The following is a 17,526-nucleotide window of genomic DNA, read 5'->3' as shown; positions in this document are numbered from 1 at the left end:
TCTGGTGAGCTTGAGATTCAGGGTTCGGCAGCGGCGTTCGTGTTCCGATAGCCCGGCGGTCCGGCATTCCGGCGCTCGGGGACCGCTCAGGGCTTGGTATCTTCTTCGTGCGACGGGTATTCGTTCCAGTGCAGTTTCTTGCGCAGCGTGGCGAAATGGCTGTAACCGACCGGGTGCAGCATCGGCACCGTATGGCGCGAGCGGCGCACTTCGATCGTGTCGCCCAATTCCAGCGAAGTGAACGACTGCATGTCGAAGTTGACGTTTACTTCGCGGCCCGAGACGATCTGGATGCTCACCTTCGAGTCGTCCGGCAGCACGATTGGCCGGTTCGACAACGCATGCGGCGCGATCGGCACCAGCACGATGCCTTGTAGTTGCGGATGCAGGATCGGCCCCTGCGAAGACAACGCGTAGGCGGTCGAACCCGTTGGCGTGGCGACGATCAGGCCGTCCGAGCGCTGGTTGTACATGAAGCGCCCGTCCACCGAGACGTGCAGTTCCGCCATCCCCGAGAAACCGCTGCGGTTGACCACCACATCGTTGAAGGCAAGCGCGTGATAGATCGGGGCGCCGTCGCGCATGATGCGCGCCTCGAGCAACATGCGCTCTTCGCGCTCGAAGTTACCCGAGAGCATTTGCGGCACGATCTCGCGCATGTCGGAGATCGGAATGTCGGTAATGAAGCCCAGGCGGCCGTGGTTGATGCCGATCAGCGGCGTGCGGTAGGGCGCAAGCTGGCGGCCAATGCCTAGCATCGTGCCGTCGCCGCCTAGCACCACGGCAACGTCGGCGCGCGCGCCGATCTCGGCGGGGCGCAGCGCCGGATAGTCGGTGACGCCGATTTCGGCGGCGGTGTCGGCTTCGAATACGACCTCGAAGCCGCGCTTCGCGATGCACGAGGCGAGCGCGGTCAGCGGCTCGCCGATGCCCGGCGTATTGTTGCGCCCGACGAGCGCGACGGTCTTGAACTGGCTGGTCACTTGCATGCCGGCATTACACCATAGGTAGGGCCTGAAAAGAACCGCAGACAGACCCGGTGACGGGCCTGCGCAAACGGGCTGCCAGCGCATTGGAGGATTATCGTTAGAATGGTGAAGCCTTGATGACATGCGCGCCGGCAAGGATGCTGCACACAGCGCCAGTCAAGGCGCCGCACAGAATACCTGGCGTCGCCCCGCCAACCGGCGGCGCGATTGTCAGGGGTTGGCGCCGTTAGCGCTCGCTGTAGCCGCACCATTGAGCTAAAATTTTCCGTCATGCTAGATCCCCGCGCACAAACCCTCCTTAAAACGCTGATCGAGCGCTACATCGCCGAAGGTCAGCCGGTCGGCTCGCGCACGTTGTCACGCTACTCCGGCCTCGAACTGAGCCCGGCCACGATCCGCAACGTGATGTCCGATCTCGAGGACCTGGGGCTCGTCATCAGTCCGCATACGTCGGCGGGCCGGATCCCGACGCCGCGCGGCTACCGGCTGTTCGTCGACACCATGCTGACGGTGGAATCCGCCGCGGACGAAGAAGCGGTGATGCGTATCGTCAAGACTACGCTGCAGGCGGGCGAACCGCAGAAAGTCGTCGCCGCGGCGGCCAGCGTGCTGTCCAATCTGTCGCAGTTCGCCGGCGTGGTGCTCACGCCGCGCCGCAGCCACGTGTTCAAGCAGATCGAATTCATGCGCCTGTCGGACAAGCGCATTCTGCTGATCATCGTGACGCCCGAAGGCGACGTCCAGAACCGCATCATGGCCACCCAGCGCGACTTTTCGCCGTCGCAGCTGGTGGAAGCCTCCAATTACATCAACGCGCACTTCGCGGGCCTCTCGTTCGACGACGTGCGCCGCCGCCTGCGCGAAGAAATCGACGAATTGCGCGGCGACATGACCACGCTGATGCACGCCGCGGTCACGGCCAGCACGGATGAGTCCGACACCGGCGAGACCGTGCTGATTTCCGGCGAGCGCAACCTGCTCGAAGTCGCCGACCTGTCGTCGGACATGGCGCGCTTGCGCAAGCTGTTCGATGTATTCGACCAAAAGACCAGTCTCCTTCAGTTGCTCGACGTGTCGAGTCACGCCGCGGGCGTGCAGATTTTCATTGGCGGCGAGTCGAATCTCGTGCCGATCGAGGAAATGAGCGTCGTCACCGCGCCTTATGAGGTGAACGGCAAGATCGTCGGCACGCTCGGCGTGATCGGGCCGACCCGCATGGCTTACAACCGCGTGATCCCAATCGTGGACATCACTGCGCGGCTGCTTTCCCTGACGCTCAGCCAGCAGTAACCTGCGGTCACCGTTGGCTGCGGTACATCTCATGCTGCAAATAATGCGCGACGGCGCGCGGCTTGCCAATTGGCCGAATGGCCAGGGGGCCCTGGCGGACCTTGCAATGGACCGCGCCGCTATAATGAATTCCACCTGAACCGACTCTCCGCCCCAAGCGGTTATCCCTGCTGCCTATGCGCTTCGACCTCGAGCGGCCATCACAGAACGCCACGTCACACCGTGTCGCCGTGTTGCTGATCAATCTCGGCACGCCCGACGCGCCGACGCCGCGTGCGGTCCGGCGCTATCTTGCGCAGTTCCTGTCCGATCCGCGTGTGGTCGAAATTCCGGCGCTGCTGTGGCAGGTGATCCTGCGCACGTTGATTTTGCCGTTCCGGAGCCCCGCGTCGGCGAAGAAGTACGCGGCCGTGTGGATGCCGGAAGGCTCGCCACTGCGTGTCTTCACCGAGAAGCAGGTGGAGGGTTTGCGCCATCTGCTGCAATTGAACGACTACACGGTACTGGTCGACTACGCAATGCGGTATGGCACGCCGGGCATTCCGGCCATGCTGAACCAGCTCAAGCTGGCGGGCGCCGAGCGCGTGCTGCTGATGCCCATGTATCCGCAATACTCGTCGTCGACCACGGCCACGGCTTTCGACGACGCCTTTTCGGCCTTGAAGCGCATGCGCAATCAGCCGGAAATCCGCACGGTGCGGCAGTACGCCGAGCATCCGGCGTATATCGCCGCGCTCGCCGCTCAGGTGCACCACTACTGGCATCAGCACGGCCGGCCGGATTTCGCGGCGGGCGACAAGCTGGTGCTGAGCTTCCACGGCGTGCCCAAGCGCACGATGGATCTCGGCGATCCGTACCACGAGCAATGCCAGCAGACCGGCGCGTTGTTGACGCAGGCGCTGGGATTGACGCAGGTGGAATGCCGCGTCACGTTTCAGTCGCGCTTCGGCAAGGCCGAGTGGTTGCAGCCGTACACCGCGCCCACGCTGAAGGAATTGGGCTCGGCGGGCGTGCGGCGTGCCGACGTGTTCTGTCCGGGTTTTACCGCCGACTGCCTTGAAACGATCGAAGAAATCGGCATGGAGGTGCGCGACGAGTTCCTGCAGGCGGGCGGCAAGGAGTTTCATCGGATTCCCTGCCTGAACGCCTCGCAGCCGTGGATTGCCGCGCTTGGCGAGATCGTCGCGCAGAATCTGCAGGGCTGGCCCGTGCAAGCAGTGCCGGTGCCGCACACGACTGGGGCTTAAGCAGGCTCATGAACTACAGGATTTCAACCGAACCGGGCGCGAAGCTGCGCATCGACAAATGGCTTTGGGCGGCGCGCTTCTTCAAGACACGCTCGCTCGCGGCGGATGCCGTCGAAAAAGCGCACGTGCGCATCGGCGGCGCGAGCGTCAAACCGGCCAAGGAGGTGCGCGTAGGCGACCTGGTCGAGATCGAAATCGAGCGGATTGTCTGGCAGGTGGAAGTGCTGGGCGTGTGCGACGTGCGCGGCCCGGCCAGCGTCGCGCAGACGCTCTATGCGGAAACGGAAGAGAGCAAGGTGAAGCGACAGGTCGAGCAGGAGCGGCGCAAGACATACCGCGAACCGGCCGCCGCTTTGCACGGCAGACCGACAAAGCGCGACCGGCGCACTATCGACAAACTTTCAGGTGGGGATTGAACAATTGTTCCATCGTCGCGTGCACACCGCCGTACTCGGTGGTGTGATCGTTGACGGCCCCGGACATGCAGATGGTCGTGGTGCCCGCGATCAGTACCAATGCGACCACCGATATTGCAAAGGTCAGTTTCACGGTACTCCCCTTGGGAAGATTCAGATGGAAACAGGCGAATCAGGTGGAATTGAAAATTATCGGTAAGGCTTACGTTAGATTAGGGTTAACGTGTCTTTTCCGACGCTTTAATGGAGCATAGGCCACTTGTTGAGCGCACTCAATCTCAATCTGATTGCGACGCAATAATGGTTGTAACCGGGCATTTCTGCCGCACGTCCGCGGTGTGAAAAGTTCCGGGAGAGGCGCTTGAATTGGGTCTTTCCGGCCCCATCTGGCGTTTCGATACGCGTTAACGTAGTAAGTTGTCTGTCGCAATTTTGCAACGCACAAATTGCGGCAGTTTTTGACGCGTTGCCGCCACCGATAGCTTTAACTTTTAAACGACTTTCAGCGACATGGAAAACACGCAAGAGAACCCGACGAGCCAGAATCCCACGCCCGCCGACGAAACCGCGCGCCAGGCCGCCGAGGCTGCGGCACCCCAGCAGGACGCGGCTGCAAACGCAGCGCCTGAAGCGCCGGCAACCGGCGCGGAAGCCGCATTGGCCGAGGCAGAAGCGAAGCTTGCCGAGATGCAGGAGAGCTTCCTGCGGGCGAAGGCGGAGACTGAGAACGTGCGCCGCCGCGCCCAGGAAGATGTCGCCAAGGCCCACAAGTTCGCGATCGAAAGCTTCGCTGAGCATTTGCTGCCGGTGGTCGACAGCCTCGAAGCAGCGGTTGCCCACTCGTCCGACGACCTGCAGAAGGTCCGCGAAGGCGTCGAGCTCACGCTGCGCCAGCTCTCCGGCGCGCTGGAGAAGGGCCGCGTCGTCGCCCTGAACCCGGTTGGCGAGAAGTTCGACCCGCACCGTCACCAGGCTATTTCGATGGTGCCGGCCGACCAGGAACCGAACACTGTCGTTGCTGTGCTGCAAAAAGGCTTCGTGATCGCCGACCGCGTGCTGCGTCCGGCTCTCGTGACTGTCGCGGCACCGAAGTAAGCAGCCCGCGCCGCGGCACGGGCTACTGCAGAAGCGGTGTATCAGCCGGTCCGGCTGACAGGCGCCGTCATGGCCAACATTCCCGTCGACGCCACTGCGGTCATGCTTCACAGCGTGCCCACATGGCTCTTCTTTTATCGAGGCAAGCGGCTCGGCCGGGCAGCCGGCTGGCGCAGTCTCGGGCAGTTCGAGGCGGCGGTTGTGGTCGCGCGGGAAACGATCCGTGCGGCCAATGTGGTCGGCAGCACGGCAAATGGTGAAAAAAGCGGCAAAAGTTCGACCGATTGAAAAAAATTAAAGACCGCATCGCAAAAGAGGTCTTGAAAACGATGCGGACGCACTTATGTTGAGTGCAGGTAGGAATTCAGAGCGGATCGCCGTACCGCCAGATGGGCAAAAACGGCGATTCCCGCAGCGATCAAAGTCAGGAGATTAGTAAAAATGGGCAAAATCATCGGCATCGACCTCGGCACGACCAACTCGTGCGTGGCGATCATGGAAGGCAATTCGGTCAAGGTGATCGAGAACTCGGAAGGCGCGCGCACCACGCCGTCGATCATCGCTTACATGGAAGACGGCGAAATTCTCGTCGGCGCGCCTGCGAAGCGTCAGTCGGTCACGAACCCGAAGAACACGCTGTACGCGGTTAAGCGCCTGATCGGCCGCCGCTTCGAAGAAAAGGAAGTGCAGAAAGACATCGCGCTGATGCCGTACAAGATCATGAAAGCCGATAACGGCGACGCATGGATCGAAGTGCGCGACCAGAAGCTCGCACCGCCGCAAATCTCGGCGGAAACGCTGCGCAAGATGAAGAAGACCGCTGAAGATTACCTCGGCGAGCCGGTCACCGAAGCTGTGATTACGGTTCCCGCGTACTTCAACGACAGCCAGCGTCAGGCTACCAAAGACGCAGGCCGCATCGCCGGTCTGGAAGTGAAGCGGATCATCAACGAACCGACCGCAGCTGCGCTGGCATTCGGTCTGGACAAGGCCGAAAAGGGCGACCGCAAGATCGCGGTGTATGACCTGGGCGGCGGTACGTTCGACGTGTCGATCATCGAAATCGCTGACGTTGACGGCGAAATGCAGTTCGAAGTGCTGTCCACGAACGGCGATACGTTCCTCGGCGGTGAAGACTTCGACCAACGCATCATCGATTACATCATCGGCGAGTTCAAGAAGGAACAAGGCGTCGACCTGTCGAAAGATGTGCTCGCGCTGCAACGCCTGAAGGAATCGGCTGAAAAGGCGAAGATCGAACTGTCGTCGAGCCAGCAAACCGAAATCAACCTGCCGTACATCACGGCCGACGCGTCGGGTCCGAAGCACTTGAACCTGAAAATCACGCGCGCCAAGCTGGAAGCACTGGTTGAAGAGCTGATCGAACGCACAATCGAACCTTGCCGCATGGCTATCAAGGACGCAGGCGTGAAGGTCGGCGAAATCGACGACGTGATTCTGGTCGGCGGTATGACCCGCATGCCCAAGGTGCAGGAAAAGGTTAAGGAATTCTTCGGCAAGGATCCGCGCCGCGACGTGAACCCGGACGAAGCCGTGGCCGTTGGCGCCGCGATTCAAGGCCAGGTTCTGTCGGGCGACCGCACGGACGTTCTGCTGCTCGACGTGACCCCGTTGTCGCTCGGCATCGAAACGCTCGGTGGCGTGATGACGAAGATGATCAACAAGAACACCACGATCCCGACCAAGCACGCACAGGTCTACTCGACGGCTGATGACAATCAGGGCGCCGTGACGATCAAGGTGTTCCAGGGCGAACGCGAAATGGCAGCGGGCAACAAGCTGCTGGGCGAGTTCAACCTTGAAGGCATTCCGCCGGCACCGCGCGGCACGCCGCAGATCGAAGTGAGCTTCGACATCGACGCGAACGGCATTCTGCACGTCGGCGCGAAAGACAAGGCGACCGGCAAGGAAAACCGCATCACGATCAAGGCGAACTCGGGTCTGTCCGAAGCCGAAATCGAGAAGATGGTGAAGGACGCCGAAGCGAACGCGGAAGAAGATCACAAGCTGCGTGAGCTGGCTGATGCCCGCAACCAGGGCGACGCGCTGGTCCACAGCACGAAGAAGGCGCTCACCGAATACGGCGACAAGCTGGAAGCCTCTGAGAAGGAAGCGATCGAAACCGCGCTGAAGGACCTCGAAGAAACGCTGAAGAGCGGTTCGAGCGACAAGGCCGCGATCGAAGCCAAGATCGAAGTGGTGGCCACCGCCTCGCAAAAGATGGGCGAAAAGATGTACGCCGACATGCAGGCTGCGCAAGGTGCCGAAGCTGCGGCAGCGGGCGCGGCAGGTGCGGGCGCATCGGCAGGTGGCGCGAGCCACCAGCAGCAGGACGATGTGGTCGACGCCGAGTTCAAGGAAGTGAAGAAAGACTAAAGCCGGGTCGCAATCTGACCGTAAAGCCGCACACAGCGATGTGTGCGGCCTGGCTGCAAAACGGTTTGCTCCCGTCCGGGTGCATGAACCTGCAAAGCGGTTATCGCGCCTGGTGAGCCTTTTTGGGCTCTCCGGGCACATTTGTTTTATGGAGGGCGTTGTTTAAGCCGCGTAAAAACGGCGTGAGCAGCGGCCGGACGAGTCGCAAGACTCCAGCATTCAAGAGGAGCCACCGCGTCGCATTGCGCGAGTGGCGTTGAACCGATATGGCGAAACGGGATTACTACGAGGTTCTGGGCGTCGCAAAGAACGCGAGCGACGACGAAATCAAGAAGGCTTATCGCAAGCTTGCGATGAAGCACCACCCCGACCGCAATCCCGGCAACAAGGATGCGGAAGAGCATTTCAAAGAGGTGAAGGAAGCCTATGAAATGCTGTCGGACTCGCAAAAGCGTGCCGCGTACGATCAGTACGGCCACGCGGGCGTCGACCCGAATATGGGCGGCGCGGGTGCGCAAGGCTTCGGCGGTTTTGCCGATGCATTCGGCGATATTTTCGGCGACATCTTCGGCCAGGCGGCCGGCGGTGCCGCACGCGGCGGTGGCGGCCGCGCAGGCCCGCAGGTGTATCGCGGCGCCGATCTGCGCTACAGCATGGAAATCACGCTGGAACAGGCCGCGCACGGCTACGACACGCAAATTCGCGTGCCGAGCTGGGTGTCGTGTGAGATCTGTCACGGCTCGGGCGCGAAGCCCGGCACCAAGCCGGAAACCTGCCCGACCTGTAGCGGCTCGGGTTCGGTGCGGATGTCGCAGGGCTTCTTCAGCATCCAGCAGACCTGCCCGAAGTGTCACGGCACCGGCACCTATATCCCCGAGCCGTGCGGCCATTGCCACGGCGCGGGCAAGGTGAAGGAAACCAAGACGCTGGAAGTGAAGATCCCGGCAGGTATCGACGACGGCATGCGAATCCGCTCGGCCGGCAACGGTGAGCCGGGCATCAACGGCGGTCCGTCGGGCGATCTGTACGTCGAGATTCACATCAAGCAGCACTCGGTGTTCGAGCGTGACGGCGATGACCTGCATTGCCAGATGCCGATTCCGTTTACTACGGCGGCGCTCGGCGGCGAAATCGAAGTGCCGACCCTTGCGGGTCGCGCGAGCTTCACGGTGCCGGAAGGCACGCAGTCGGGTAAGACGTTCCGTCTGCGTGGCAAGGGGATCAAGGGGCTGCGTTCGAGTATTGCCGGCGATCTTTACGTGCACGTGCAAGTCGAAACGCCGGTCAAGCTCACCGAGCCGCAGCGCGAGTTGCTTCAGCAATTCGAGAAGGCACTCGTGGAAGGCGGCGCGCGGCATAGCCCGCAGAGCAAGAGCTGGTTCGATCGGGTGAAGAGCTTCTTCGATTAATAGCGGTTTGATGTGGCGGTAAGCATGACGGCAGATGAGCGCGACGCAGTGTTCGCGTTGCTCGACGACTGCGACGCGACGGCGGCGCGCCGTTCGAGTCGTCTGTACACGGGTTTTGTGCATGAACGGGTTTGTGCGGACGCCGCGCAACTCGAAAATGTGTGCGAGACTGTGGCCGCGGACACACGGTGTGGTTTGCATGCTGTCGTGCTCGCCGACTATGAGTTTGGCCGGCATCTTCTGGACGGCGGCCTTTCTCACCAGGCATTGAAAGAAACGCAGCGTGGCCATGCCACGCTGCGTTTTTTATTGTTCGAACGTTGCGAAAAGCTGTCACGCGACGAGGTCGACGCGTGGCTCATGGCGCGCGACGGCGGAACCGTTGAGGCGTCGGTGGCGGGTACCGCAAACGTGCGTGCGAGCGTCGATCCAAAGCAATTTAACGAAGCGATCGATGCGATCCATGCCGCTCTGCGCGCGGGCGATTCTTATCAGGTCAACTACACGTATCGGCTTGGTTTCGATGTATTCGGCTCGCCGACCGCGCTTTATCGGCGGCTGCGAGTGCGTCAACCGGTTCCGTACGGCGCGTTGATCGGGTTGCCGGGCGACGAGTGGGTGCTGTCGTGCTCGCCGGAGTTGTTCATCGAGAAGGAAGGCTCGTTGTTGCGCGCCCGTCCGATGAAAGGCACGGCGCCACGCTCGGAAGATCCTGTCGTCGATCGTGGTGCCGCCGATTTCCTCGCGAACGACCCGAAGAATCGCGCTGAAAACGTGATGATCGTCGACCTGTTGCGCAACGATCTGTCGCGCGTGGCGCAGACGGGTTCGGTTAGCGTGCCGGCGCTGTTTTCGGTCGAGCCGTATGCGTCGGTTTGGCAGATGACGTCGACGGTGCATGCGACGTTGCGCGCCGGCACGTCTTTCGCCGAGATCATGCGTGCGCTGTTCCCATGCGGCTCGATCACCGGTGCGCCGAAGCATCGCACGATGCAACTGATCGAGGAGTTGGAAAGCACGCCGCGTGGCCTCTACACTGGCGCGATCGGCTGGCTCGATGCCACTACAAGCGAAAACGCTTGCGGCAACTTTTGCCTATCCGTCGCGATCCGCACGTTGACCTTGACCCCGAGCGCACAACCGGGCGAACTGCAAGGCAAGATGGGGGTCGGCGCAGGCATCGTGCTCGACAGCGTCGCTGCCGACGAATATGCGGAGTGCCAATTGAAGGCCAGCTTTCTAACCGGCGCCGAGCCGGGTTTCGAGCTCTTCGAAACGATGTATGCGACGCGGGAAGAAGGCGTGCGGCATCTGTCGCGTCATCTCGCGCGACTCTCGGCGAGCGCCGCGACGCTGGGTTTCAAGCTCGACGACGAAAACGACATTCGCGCGCAAATCGCGGAGAAATGTGCGGCGTTGCCAATGCAAACTCCGCACCGTATGCGACTCGCGTTGAGCAAAGACGGCACGCTACAAATAACGACGGTAGTGCTGACGCCGCTGGTCGACGCGACGGTCGGCGTGCTGCTCGGGCCGGATCACAATTTCCCCACGATGGACGCCAATGATCCGCTGCTGCGCCACAAAACCACGCGCCGCGCCGAATACGATCGCGGTTGGCGCGAAGCCGAATCGAAGGGTGCTTTCGACACGCTGTTCTTCAACGAGCGCGGTGAGTTGACCGAAGGCGGCCGGTCGAACGTGTTTGTGAAGCTGGCGGGATGGTGGTGGACGCCGCCATTAGAGTCGGGCGTGCTGCCCGGGATCATGCGAGGTGTGTTGCTGGAGGATACCGACCTTCGCGCTGCTGAACGCGTACTGACTCGAGTCGATGTGCAGAATGCTGAAGCGCTTCTGGTGTGCAACGCGCTGCGAGGCGCGGCAAAGGCGCGCGTGCTGGGCTAAGGCGAAAGGGGCGTGGCGTCGCGACAGCCGCGCTCCCGGCTTCGGGCGCCGCATGCCGCCACGGCGGCTCAACTCTGGCGAACATGTAGCACGCGCATCACCCATCCAAACAGGCGTTCGCGCCAAGTCGATTCCCGCACATCATGCGGTGCGGTCGTGTGCTCGCGGATTCCCGCTATGTCGATCAGGCAAAAGGGGCTCATGGTCATCTCTCTTCGGCTCGCGGCAGCGCCGCGTTAATGGGTAGACGAAGATAGACGACCACGTTTTCAGGCGATATCGGACGGGTCCCAAACACGCGCAACCGCGCCCGATCAATGTAGTCCGCGAACGGACCGCATGGTCAGAACGTATGCTCCGGCCCCGGGAACGAGCCGTCCTTCACGGCACGCACATACGCTTCCACTGCAGCTTGAATGTTCGGCTGCCCCTGCATGAAATCTTTCACAAAGCGTGGCCGCTTGCCTGGGAAAATTCCCAGCATGTCGTGCAGCACCAGCACCTGACCCGAGCAATCCAGACCCGCGCCGATGCCGATCGTCGGAATCCGCAATTGCTTGGTGACTTCACTGCCGAGCAGCGTGGGAATCGCTTCTATCACGATCAGTTGGGCGCCTGCATTCTGCACGGCAAGGGAATCGCGCAGAACCTGGCTCGCGCCGGCGTCGGTCTTGCCCTGCACCTTGAAGCCACCAAGCGCATGCACCGATTGCGGCGTAAGGCCGACGTGCGCGCACACCGGAATCGACCGCTCGACCAGAAAGCGCACCGTGTCCGCGAGCCACTCACCACCCTCGAGTTTCACCATCTGCGCGCCGGCGCGCATGAGTTCTACGGAACTCCTGAAGGCGTCTTCCGGCGTCCCATACGTGCCGAATGGCAGATCGGCGACCACCAGCGCCGAGGGCCGCGCCCGCGCGACGCTCGCCGTGTGATACGCGATTTCGCTGAGCGTGACCGGCAGCGTGGTCGTCTGGCCTTGCAGCACATTGCCGAGCGAGTCGCCGATCAACAGCACGTCGACGCCCGAGCGATCCAGCAGCGCGGCGAAGCTCGCGTCGTAACAGGTCAGCATGGCGATCTTTTCGCCGGCGTCGCGCATTGCCTGCAGTTTCGGCACGGTGATGGCGTTCCGGCTCGCTTCCTGCAAATAGGTCATGGGGAAATCCGTTGGAAAGAAGAGCGGCGCGTCGCTTAAAGCGACGTGCCTTTGACAAAGAATTCCTTGCGGCCGCGCATGGTTTCGATGCGTTCGGCGAGTAGCGCAAGGTCCGCGTCCGAGTCGAGCGGATTCAGGTGTTCAGCGTTGACCGTCAGCACGGGTGTGCGGTCGTAGTGATAGAAAAACTCGTTGTAGGCGTCGCAGAGCGCGTGCAGATATGCATCGGAAATCTGCAGTTCCATTGGCACCGCGCGTTTCTGGATGCGCGCGAACAGCACTTCGGGACTGGCTTGCAGGTAGACCACGAAATCCGGCGCTGGCGCGCTCACGTCGATTCGCGCGGCGAGGGCGCGATAAAGCTGCCACTCGTCTTCCTGCAGTGTCAGACGCGCGAAAATGTCGTTCTTCTGCGTCATGAAATCGGCGATCAGCGGTGTGCCCGCCACATGCGCGGCTGCCACCTCCTGGGCCTGCTGCGCGCGCTGCAAGGCGAAGTGCAATTGCGTGGGCAGCGCATAGCGCGTGGTGTCGCGATAAAAGCGTTCGAGAAAGGGATTGTCCTGCGGCCGCTCGAACAGTTCCTGCATCGACCAGCGCTGGGCGAGCCGCCGCGCGAGCGAGGTTTTGCCGACGCCGATCGGCCCTTCGATCGCCAGATAGCCGAAGGGCGGTCGTAATTGAGGTGCAGTGACAGTGAGTGGCGGCGAATTCATTCGCAACGGCCCTTGTCCACAGTTGGGGCGCCGGCGCTCAATGCATTGAGCATCGGACACTGGCAGGGGCCCTTCACCTTTTCGATGCGTTGATCGCTCACGCCATTCAGCAGCGCCTCGGCACGGCCGTGTTGCGGGATGATCAGCGTTGGGTCGATCTCGATGAGCGGCACGAGTGCAAAGGCGCGTTCGATCAAACGTGGATGCGGCACGATCAGATCGGCTTCGTCGATCGATTGATCGCCGTATAGCAGGATGTCCAGATCGAGCGTGCGCGGGGCGTTGCGAAACGGCCGTTCACGGCCGAACTGATGCTCGATTTTGTGGCATAGCGCTAGCAGATGCCGCACGGGGAGCGTCGTTTCGACCTTCACGACACAGTTGAAATAGTCGTCACCGCCCGCGTCGATCGGGGCAGTGCGATACAGGCTCGACTTGGCGAGCACGGAGATGGTGTGCTGTTGTGCCAGGCACACCACCGCGTCTTTCAGGGTCTGGCGCGCGTCCCCGAGATTCGCGCCGAGGCCGAGATAGGCAACCGTCATGGCATAACTTCCTGCAACTATCGTTCGACGGCAATAGCCAACGCTGTGTCAGTCTTCGTGCGGGCCGTCATGACCCGCATCGCTGGCTGTGCGTTCGGCTTGCGTGCCGCCCTCCATTCCGTCGCCCGGTTTGCGGCTCCTCGCGCCACTGCTGCGCCGCCGTCGTTTTCTGGGGCTTCGGTCCTTCCCGCCTTGCGTGAGCAATGTCTCACGCGCAGCGACGTCTCCTTCGATGAACTCCGTCCACCACGCTCCGACCGACTCTTCGAGTTCGCCCGATTCGCAGCGCAACAGGAGGAAATCATACCCCGCTCTAAATCTTTGGTGTTCCAGCAGCTTCAGCGCGCTTCTTCCCGAGCGTTTCTCCAGGCGCAGCTGCAGACCCCAGATCTCGCGCATATCCGACGAAAAGCGCTTGTGGATCGCGAGTTTCTCGGTTTGCATGTCGAGGACTTCGTCCATCGCGCGATGCAGGGCCGGCACCGGATATTCACCGTTCGCTTCAAATTGCTGCCAGCGCGTCTGCACGTCGTGCCACAGCAGCGTGGCGAACAGGAAGCCCGGCGAAACCGGTTTGCCGGCGCGCACGCGGGCGTCCGTATTGGTCAGCGCGAGCGTGATAAATTTCTCGCCGATCGGCTGCTCCAGGACCACGTCGAGCAGCGGCAGCAGACCGTGATGCAGGCCTTCCTGGCGCAGACGTTTCAAACAGGCAAGCGCGTGGCCCGACAGCATCAGCTTGAGCATCTCGTCGAACAGACGCGCGGCCGGCACGTTGTTGATCAGATCGGCCATTTTGGCGATCGGCGCGCGGGTCGTGTCTTCGATCTCAAACTCGAGCTTGGCGGCGAAACGCACCACACGCAGCATGCGCACTGGATCTTCGCGATAGCGCGTGGCCGGGTCGCCGATCATGCGCAACAGACGCGCGCGCATGTCGGCCATGCCGTTGTGATAGTCCAGCACGGTTTGCGTGGCCGGATCGTAGTACATCGCGTTGATCGTGAAGTCGCGGCGCGTGGCGTCTTCGTGCTGCTCGCCCCAGACGTTGTCGCGCAGCACGCGGCCGCTGGCGTCCACGGCGTGCGTGCGGCGGTCGAGCTCGTCGCGCTTCAGGCGGCGCGGCGGCGCCGCGTCGGCTGCGGGCGGATCGACCAGCGCGCGGAACGTGGAGGTTTCGATGATTTCCTGGCCGAACTGCACGTGCACGATCTGGAACCGGCGGCCGATGATGCGCGCGCGGCGGAACAGCTTCTGCACCTGTTCGGGCGTGGCGTCGGTCGCGACGTCGAAGTCTTTCGGCTTGATGCCGAGCAGCAGATCGCGCACCGCACCGCCGACGATAAACGCGCGATGCCCCGCTTCCTGCAGACCCTCGGTGACGCGAATCGCGTTCCTCGAGATCAGCGACTGATCGATGCCATGCACGTCGTGCGGAATGATGACCGGCACGTCGGGGTCCCGCACGGTTTTGGCGGCCGGGCGCGCCGGTTTGCGGCGCGCTTTGGTGGCGCTGGACGCGTTGCGTGCCGGCGCCTCGCCGGCTTCGTCTGCTTCGGCGGGCGGGGTGTCGTCAGCGGGCGCCGGGTCCTGGCCGAATAGCTTGCGGATAAGTTTTTTGATCACGAGGGTTGAAAGAGTTCGAGGATGCGCCAGCCTTTGGCCTGCGCATGGGCGCGCAATGTGTCGTCGGGATTGGTCGCGATCGGATCGGTGACCTTTTCGAGCAGGGGGATGTCGTTGTGCGAGTCGCTATAGAAATAGCTGTGCTCGAAGTCGCTCCAGGTCTTGCCGAGCGATGCCAGCCACGCCTCGGTACGGACGATCTTGCCTTCCTTGTAGCTCGGCGTGCCGGTGGGGCGGCCGGTGTACGGCGAATGCGGCTGGCCGTCGACGGTTTCCGCTTCGCAGGCAATCAGCGCGTCGACGCCGAACGCCTGCGCGATCGGACGGGTGATGAATTCGTTGGTTGCCGTGACCACGCAGCAGAGATCGCCGGCTTCACGATGCTCCCTGACCAGCTCCAGCGCGACCGGAAAGATCGCCGGCTTGATTACTTCATGCATGTACTGCGCGTGAAGGTCGGCGAGCTCGGCGCGCGTGTACTTGGCGAGCGGCGTGAGCATGGCGATCAGATAAGCGTGAATGTCCAGCTTACCGGCCTTGTAGTCGGCGAAAAAGCGGTCGTTTTCACGAGCGAAGTTTTCGGCGTCGACCATGCCTTGTTTCACCATGAAGCGGCCCCATTCGTGGTCGCTGTCGGTGGGAATGAGGGTGTGGTCGAGGTCGAAGAGTGCGAGGTTAGCCATGGGGGCCTATTTTACTTGAAGCGGCGGCGGGGGACGCGGATGAGGCGGATGAAGGCGGCGCGGCTCGCCGATCGTCGGCGTCGGGCGAGGCCAGCATGGTGCGCAGGAGCGGCAGCGTAACCGCGCGTTTCTGTTCGAGCGAGAAGCGGTCGAGCGCGTCGAGCAAGGCCATCAGACTCGGCATATCGCGGCGAAAATGCGTGAGCAGGTAGGCGGGGACGTCGTCGGCGAGCATGATGCCGCGCTCGCGCGCCGCGTGTTTCAGCACCGCGGCCTTGCCTTCGTCCGGCAGCGGCGCGAGGTGAAACACGAGGCCCCAGCCGAGGCGGGTGCGCAGATCCTCGCGTACCGTCATGCCGATCGGTGCCGCATTGCCTGCGGCGACGAGCGCGCTGGTAGGATGTGCGCGCACTTCGTTGAACAGATTGAACACGGCAATCTGCTGTGCCGCAGACAGGCCGTCGCAATCGTCGATTGCATACAGCGCGACGCGCGGGTCGAACGTGAAAGCGGCGAGGCTGCTCTGCGGACCGGCAAAACGTGCATGACCCGGCGGCGCTTCGTGGACCAGCGCCTGCAGCAGATGCGTGCGCCCGCTGCCGGCTTCGCCCCAGACATAGAAGGTGCGATCGGCCACTGGCCCGGCCGCGAGCGCGTTGTCGAGCTCGCGCAGCCGCGTGACCAGCTCGGCGTTGGCGCCTGCGAAGAAATTGTCGAATGTCGATGGCGGCGGGGTGCCGAGATCGAGCGTCAGTTGACGAAGCACAGTAGGTTAATGCCGAAAATGAGGCTTAGGCCGCAAATGGCCCGGATCGCGGGCCCTAAAACGTCCATGAAGAGTCAATGAGCAATCAGTGACTCAGTTGTTGTAAAGCGTGCTCGTCAGATAGCTTTGACGCAACTCGCGCATGGCTACCGACAGAATGGCGCTGACCGGCAACGCCAGCAACACACCGAAAAAGCCGAACAGCTGCCCGAACGCGAGCAACGCGAAGATTACCGCGAGCGGGTGCAGGCCGATCCGTTCGCCGACGAGGCGCGGCGTGAGATAAAAGCTCTCCACGATCTGGCCGACGCCGTAAATCAGCGCGACCGCGCCGAAGCCGTACCAGTCGCCGAACTGTAGCAGTGCCGCGAGGAGCGCCAGCGCGAGACCGGTTGCAAAACCGATGTACGGGATGAACACAGCGAGGCCCGTGAAAATACCCACCGGCAGCGCAATCTCGAAGCCGGCGATGGTCAGCGCAATCGCATAATAGACCGCGAGTACGCCCATCACGAGCAGCTGGCCGCGCAGGTATTGCGACAGCATCTGGTCCATGTCGCGCGCGAGTTGCAGCGTCTTGTCGAGCCAGCGGCGCGGCACCGTGCTCTGCATGCGAGCGAGCATGCGGTTCCAGTCGTATAGCAGATAAAACAGCACGAGCGGCACCATCACGAGATTGCCGACCACCGTCATCATCACGTTGCCGCTGGTGCGAACGGAGGTCCATACGTAGAGCGCGACCTGCTGCGCGCTGCCTTCGAGCTGGCCCATCACGAGATCGCGGATGCTGGCGAAATCGAGCGAGTCGGCGAGGCCCAGCAGCGCCAGCTTGGGTTGCAGCCAGGCGCTCACGTGGGCGAACAGCACGGGCACCTGCTGTTTCAGTTGTGGCCCTTCTTTCTGGATGACGGCCAGCACCAGCAGTACGAGCAGCGTCATCAGCAACGAGAACAGCAGCATCATGAGCAAGGCGGCGAGTCCGCGCGGCACGCGCCGGCGCACCATCCACGCGACGCCCGGTTGCAGAATGTACGCGAGAATGGCGCCCAGCAGGAACGGCGTGAGGACCGGGCTCAGGAGCCAGAGCAGAATGCCGACGACTAGCGCGATCGCCAGCCAGATAAAGGCGCGGCGCTGCACAGGTGTCAGGATCGAGGAGTTCTGTTGCAAAGTTATTTCCCTGGTGTCGTCGTGACCGGAGGATTCAGGATGATTCAAATTCCAGCCAGCCGGCCGGCAACTGTATGGGATCAGAGTAAGCGCCGAAGCGCCAACTCTGGTCG

At 62.4% G+C, this 17,526-nt stretch carries 16 protein-coding genes and 1 pseudogene; 8 read left to right on the top strand and 9 right to left on the bottom strand.

What is annotated here, in order from left to right; all coding sequences use genetic code 11:
- Nucleotides 1-86: 86 nt before the first annotated feature.
- On the bottom strand, nt 87-989 hold the full coding sequence (locus M0D68_RS30875) for an NAD kinase (protein WP_093644643.1): 903 nt from the start codon (nt 987-989) through the stop codon (nt 87-89).
- Between the two features lie 270 nt (nt 990-1,259).
- On the opposite strand from M0D68_RS30875, the gene hrcA reads away from it, so the two are divergent.
- The 3 genes from hrcA (at nt 1,260) to M0D68_RS30860 (ending at nt 3,942) form a co-directional block, all read left to right on the top strand.
- Nucleotides 1,260-2,279 carry a heat-inducible transcriptional repressor HrcA gene (hrcA, locus tag M0D68_RS30870; protein ID WP_054040981.1) on the top strand — a complete coding sequence of 340 codons (1,020 nt, stop codon included), beginning with the start codon at nt 1,260-1,262 and terminating at the stop codon, nt 2,277-2,279.
- Between the two features lie 176 nt (nt 2,280-2,455).
- Nucleotides 2,456-3,526 carry a ferrochelatase gene (hemH, locus tag M0D68_RS30865; RefSeq protein WP_200651167.1) on the top strand — a complete coding sequence of 357 codons (1,071 nt, stop codon included), beginning with the start codon at nt 2,456-2,458 and terminating at the stop codon, nt 3,524-3,526.
- A gap of 8 nt (nt 3,527-3,534) precedes the next feature.
- Nucleotides 3,535-3,942: an RNA-binding S4 domain-containing protein gene (locus tag M0D68_RS30860; protein ID WP_054040979.1), complete on the top strand. Its 408-nt coding sequence runs from the start codon at nt 3,535-3,537 to the stop codon at nt 3,940-3,942.
- On the opposite strand, the gene M0D68_RS30855 is transcribed toward M0D68_RS30860, so the two are convergent.
- Nucleotides 3,914-4,075, bottom strand: coding sequence for a hypothetical protein (locus tag M0D68_RS30855; protein WP_012431795.1), 162 nt, complete (start codon nt 4,073-4,075; stop codon nt 3,914-3,916). The genes M0D68_RS30860 and M0D68_RS30855 overlap by 29 nt on opposite strands.
- A 377-nt stretch (nt 4,076-4,452) precedes the next feature.
- Here M0D68_RS30855 and grpE point away from each other — a divergent pair, with 377 nt between their 5' ends.
- From grpE to pabB, 5 genes and pseudogenes are all read left to right on the top strand, one after another.
- A complete protein-coding gene (grpE, locus tag M0D68_RS30850; RefSeq protein ID WP_054040977.1) occupies nt 4,453-5,037 on the top strand; it encodes a nucleotide exchange factor GrpE in 585 nt (194 codons plus the stop codon).
- 102 nt (nt 5,038-5,139) lie between these two features.
- Nucleotides 5,140-5,325, top strand: a pseudogene (locus M0D68_RS30845) (thioredoxin); the annotation flags it as partial.
- A gap of 153 nt (nt 5,326-5,478) precedes the next feature.
- Nucleotides 5,479-7,434, top strand: a complete 1,956-nt coding sequence (gene dnaK, locus M0D68_RS30840) for a molecular chaperone DnaK (protein ID WP_093644647.1) — start codon at nt 5,479-5,481, stop codon at nt 7,432-7,434.
- A 266-nt stretch (nt 7,435-7,700) separates the two neighbouring features.
- Nucleotides 7,701-8,843 (top strand): molecular chaperone DnaJ, encoded by a 1,143-nt coding sequence (gene dnaJ / locus M0D68_RS30835; RefSeq protein WP_054040973.1) that lies wholly within the window; start codon nt 7,701-7,703, stop codon nt 8,841-8,843.
- Between the two features lie 24 nt (nt 8,844-8,867).
- On the top strand, nt 8,868-10,748 hold the full coding sequence (gene pabB / locus M0D68_RS30830; protein WP_200651166.1) for an aminodeoxychorismate synthase component I: 1,881 nt from the start codon (nt 8,868-8,870) through the stop codon (nt 10,746-10,748).
- A gap of 343 nt (nt 10,749-11,091) precedes the next feature.
- Here pabB and panB read toward each other — a convergent pair whose 3' ends face one another.
- The 7 genes from panB to M0D68_RS30795 all read right to left on the bottom strand — a co-directional run bounded on the left by panB (nt 11,092) and on the right by M0D68_RS30795 (nt 17,413).
- Nucleotides 11,092-11,907, bottom strand: coding sequence for a 3-methyl-2-oxobutanoate hydroxymethyltransferase (gene panB, locus M0D68_RS30825; RefSeq protein ID WP_200651165.1), 816 nt, complete (start codon nt 11,905-11,907; stop codon nt 11,092-11,094).
- A gap of 35 nt (nt 11,908-11,942) precedes the next feature.
- Entirely contained in the window at nt 11,943-12,623 is a 681-nt protein-coding gene (locus M0D68_RS30820) for a deoxynucleoside kinase (RefSeq protein ID WP_093644653.1), read from the bottom strand.
- Nucleotides 12,620-13,168, bottom strand: coding sequence for a 2-amino-4-hydroxy-6-hydroxymethyldihydropteridine diphosphokinase (gene folK, locus M0D68_RS30815; protein ID WP_200651164.1), 549 nt, complete (start codon nt 13,166-13,168; stop codon nt 12,620-12,622). The genes M0D68_RS30820 and folK overlap by 4 nt, the downstream gene beginning before the upstream one ends.
- Before the next feature lie 48 nt (nt 13,169-13,216).
- Nucleotides 13,217-14,794, bottom strand: a complete 1,578-nt coding sequence (pcnB, locus tag M0D68_RS30810; protein ID WP_093644657.1) for a polynucleotide adenylyltransferase PcnB — start codon at nt 14,792-14,794, stop codon at nt 13,217-13,219.
- Nucleotides 14,791-15,477 carry an HAD family phosphatase gene (locus M0D68_RS30805; RefSeq protein ID WP_093644659.1) on the bottom strand — a complete coding sequence of 229 codons (687 nt, stop codon included), beginning with the start codon at nt 15,475-15,477 and terminating at the stop codon, nt 14,791-14,793. Before M0D68_RS30805 ends, pcnB begins: the two co-directional genes overlap by 4 nt.
- On the bottom strand, nt 15,470-16,243 hold the full coding sequence (gene hda, locus M0D68_RS30800; RefSeq protein WP_054040965.1) for a DnaA regulatory inactivator Hda: 774 nt from the start codon (nt 16,241-16,243) through the stop codon (nt 15,470-15,472). The genes M0D68_RS30805 and hda overlap by 8 nt, the downstream gene beginning before the upstream one ends.
- Nucleotides 16,244-16,336: 93 nt before the next feature.
- Nucleotides 16,337-17,413 (bottom strand): AI-2E family transporter, encoded by a 1,077-nt coding sequence (locus M0D68_RS30795; protein ID WP_093644661.1) that lies wholly within the window; start codon nt 17,411-17,413, stop codon nt 16,337-16,339.
- Nucleotides 17,414-17,526 lie beyond the last annotated feature (113 nt).

Origin of the sequence: Paraburkholderia sp. SEWSISQ10-3 4, assembly GCF_030464785.1 — a bacterium.
GTDB lineage: Bacteria > Pseudomonadota > Gammaproteobacteria > Burkholderiales > Burkholderiaceae > Paraburkholderia > Paraburkholderia aspalathi.
The sequence above is the reverse complement of the archived record's forward strand: the minus strand, read 5'-3'. Positions and strand labels throughout refer to the sequence as shown.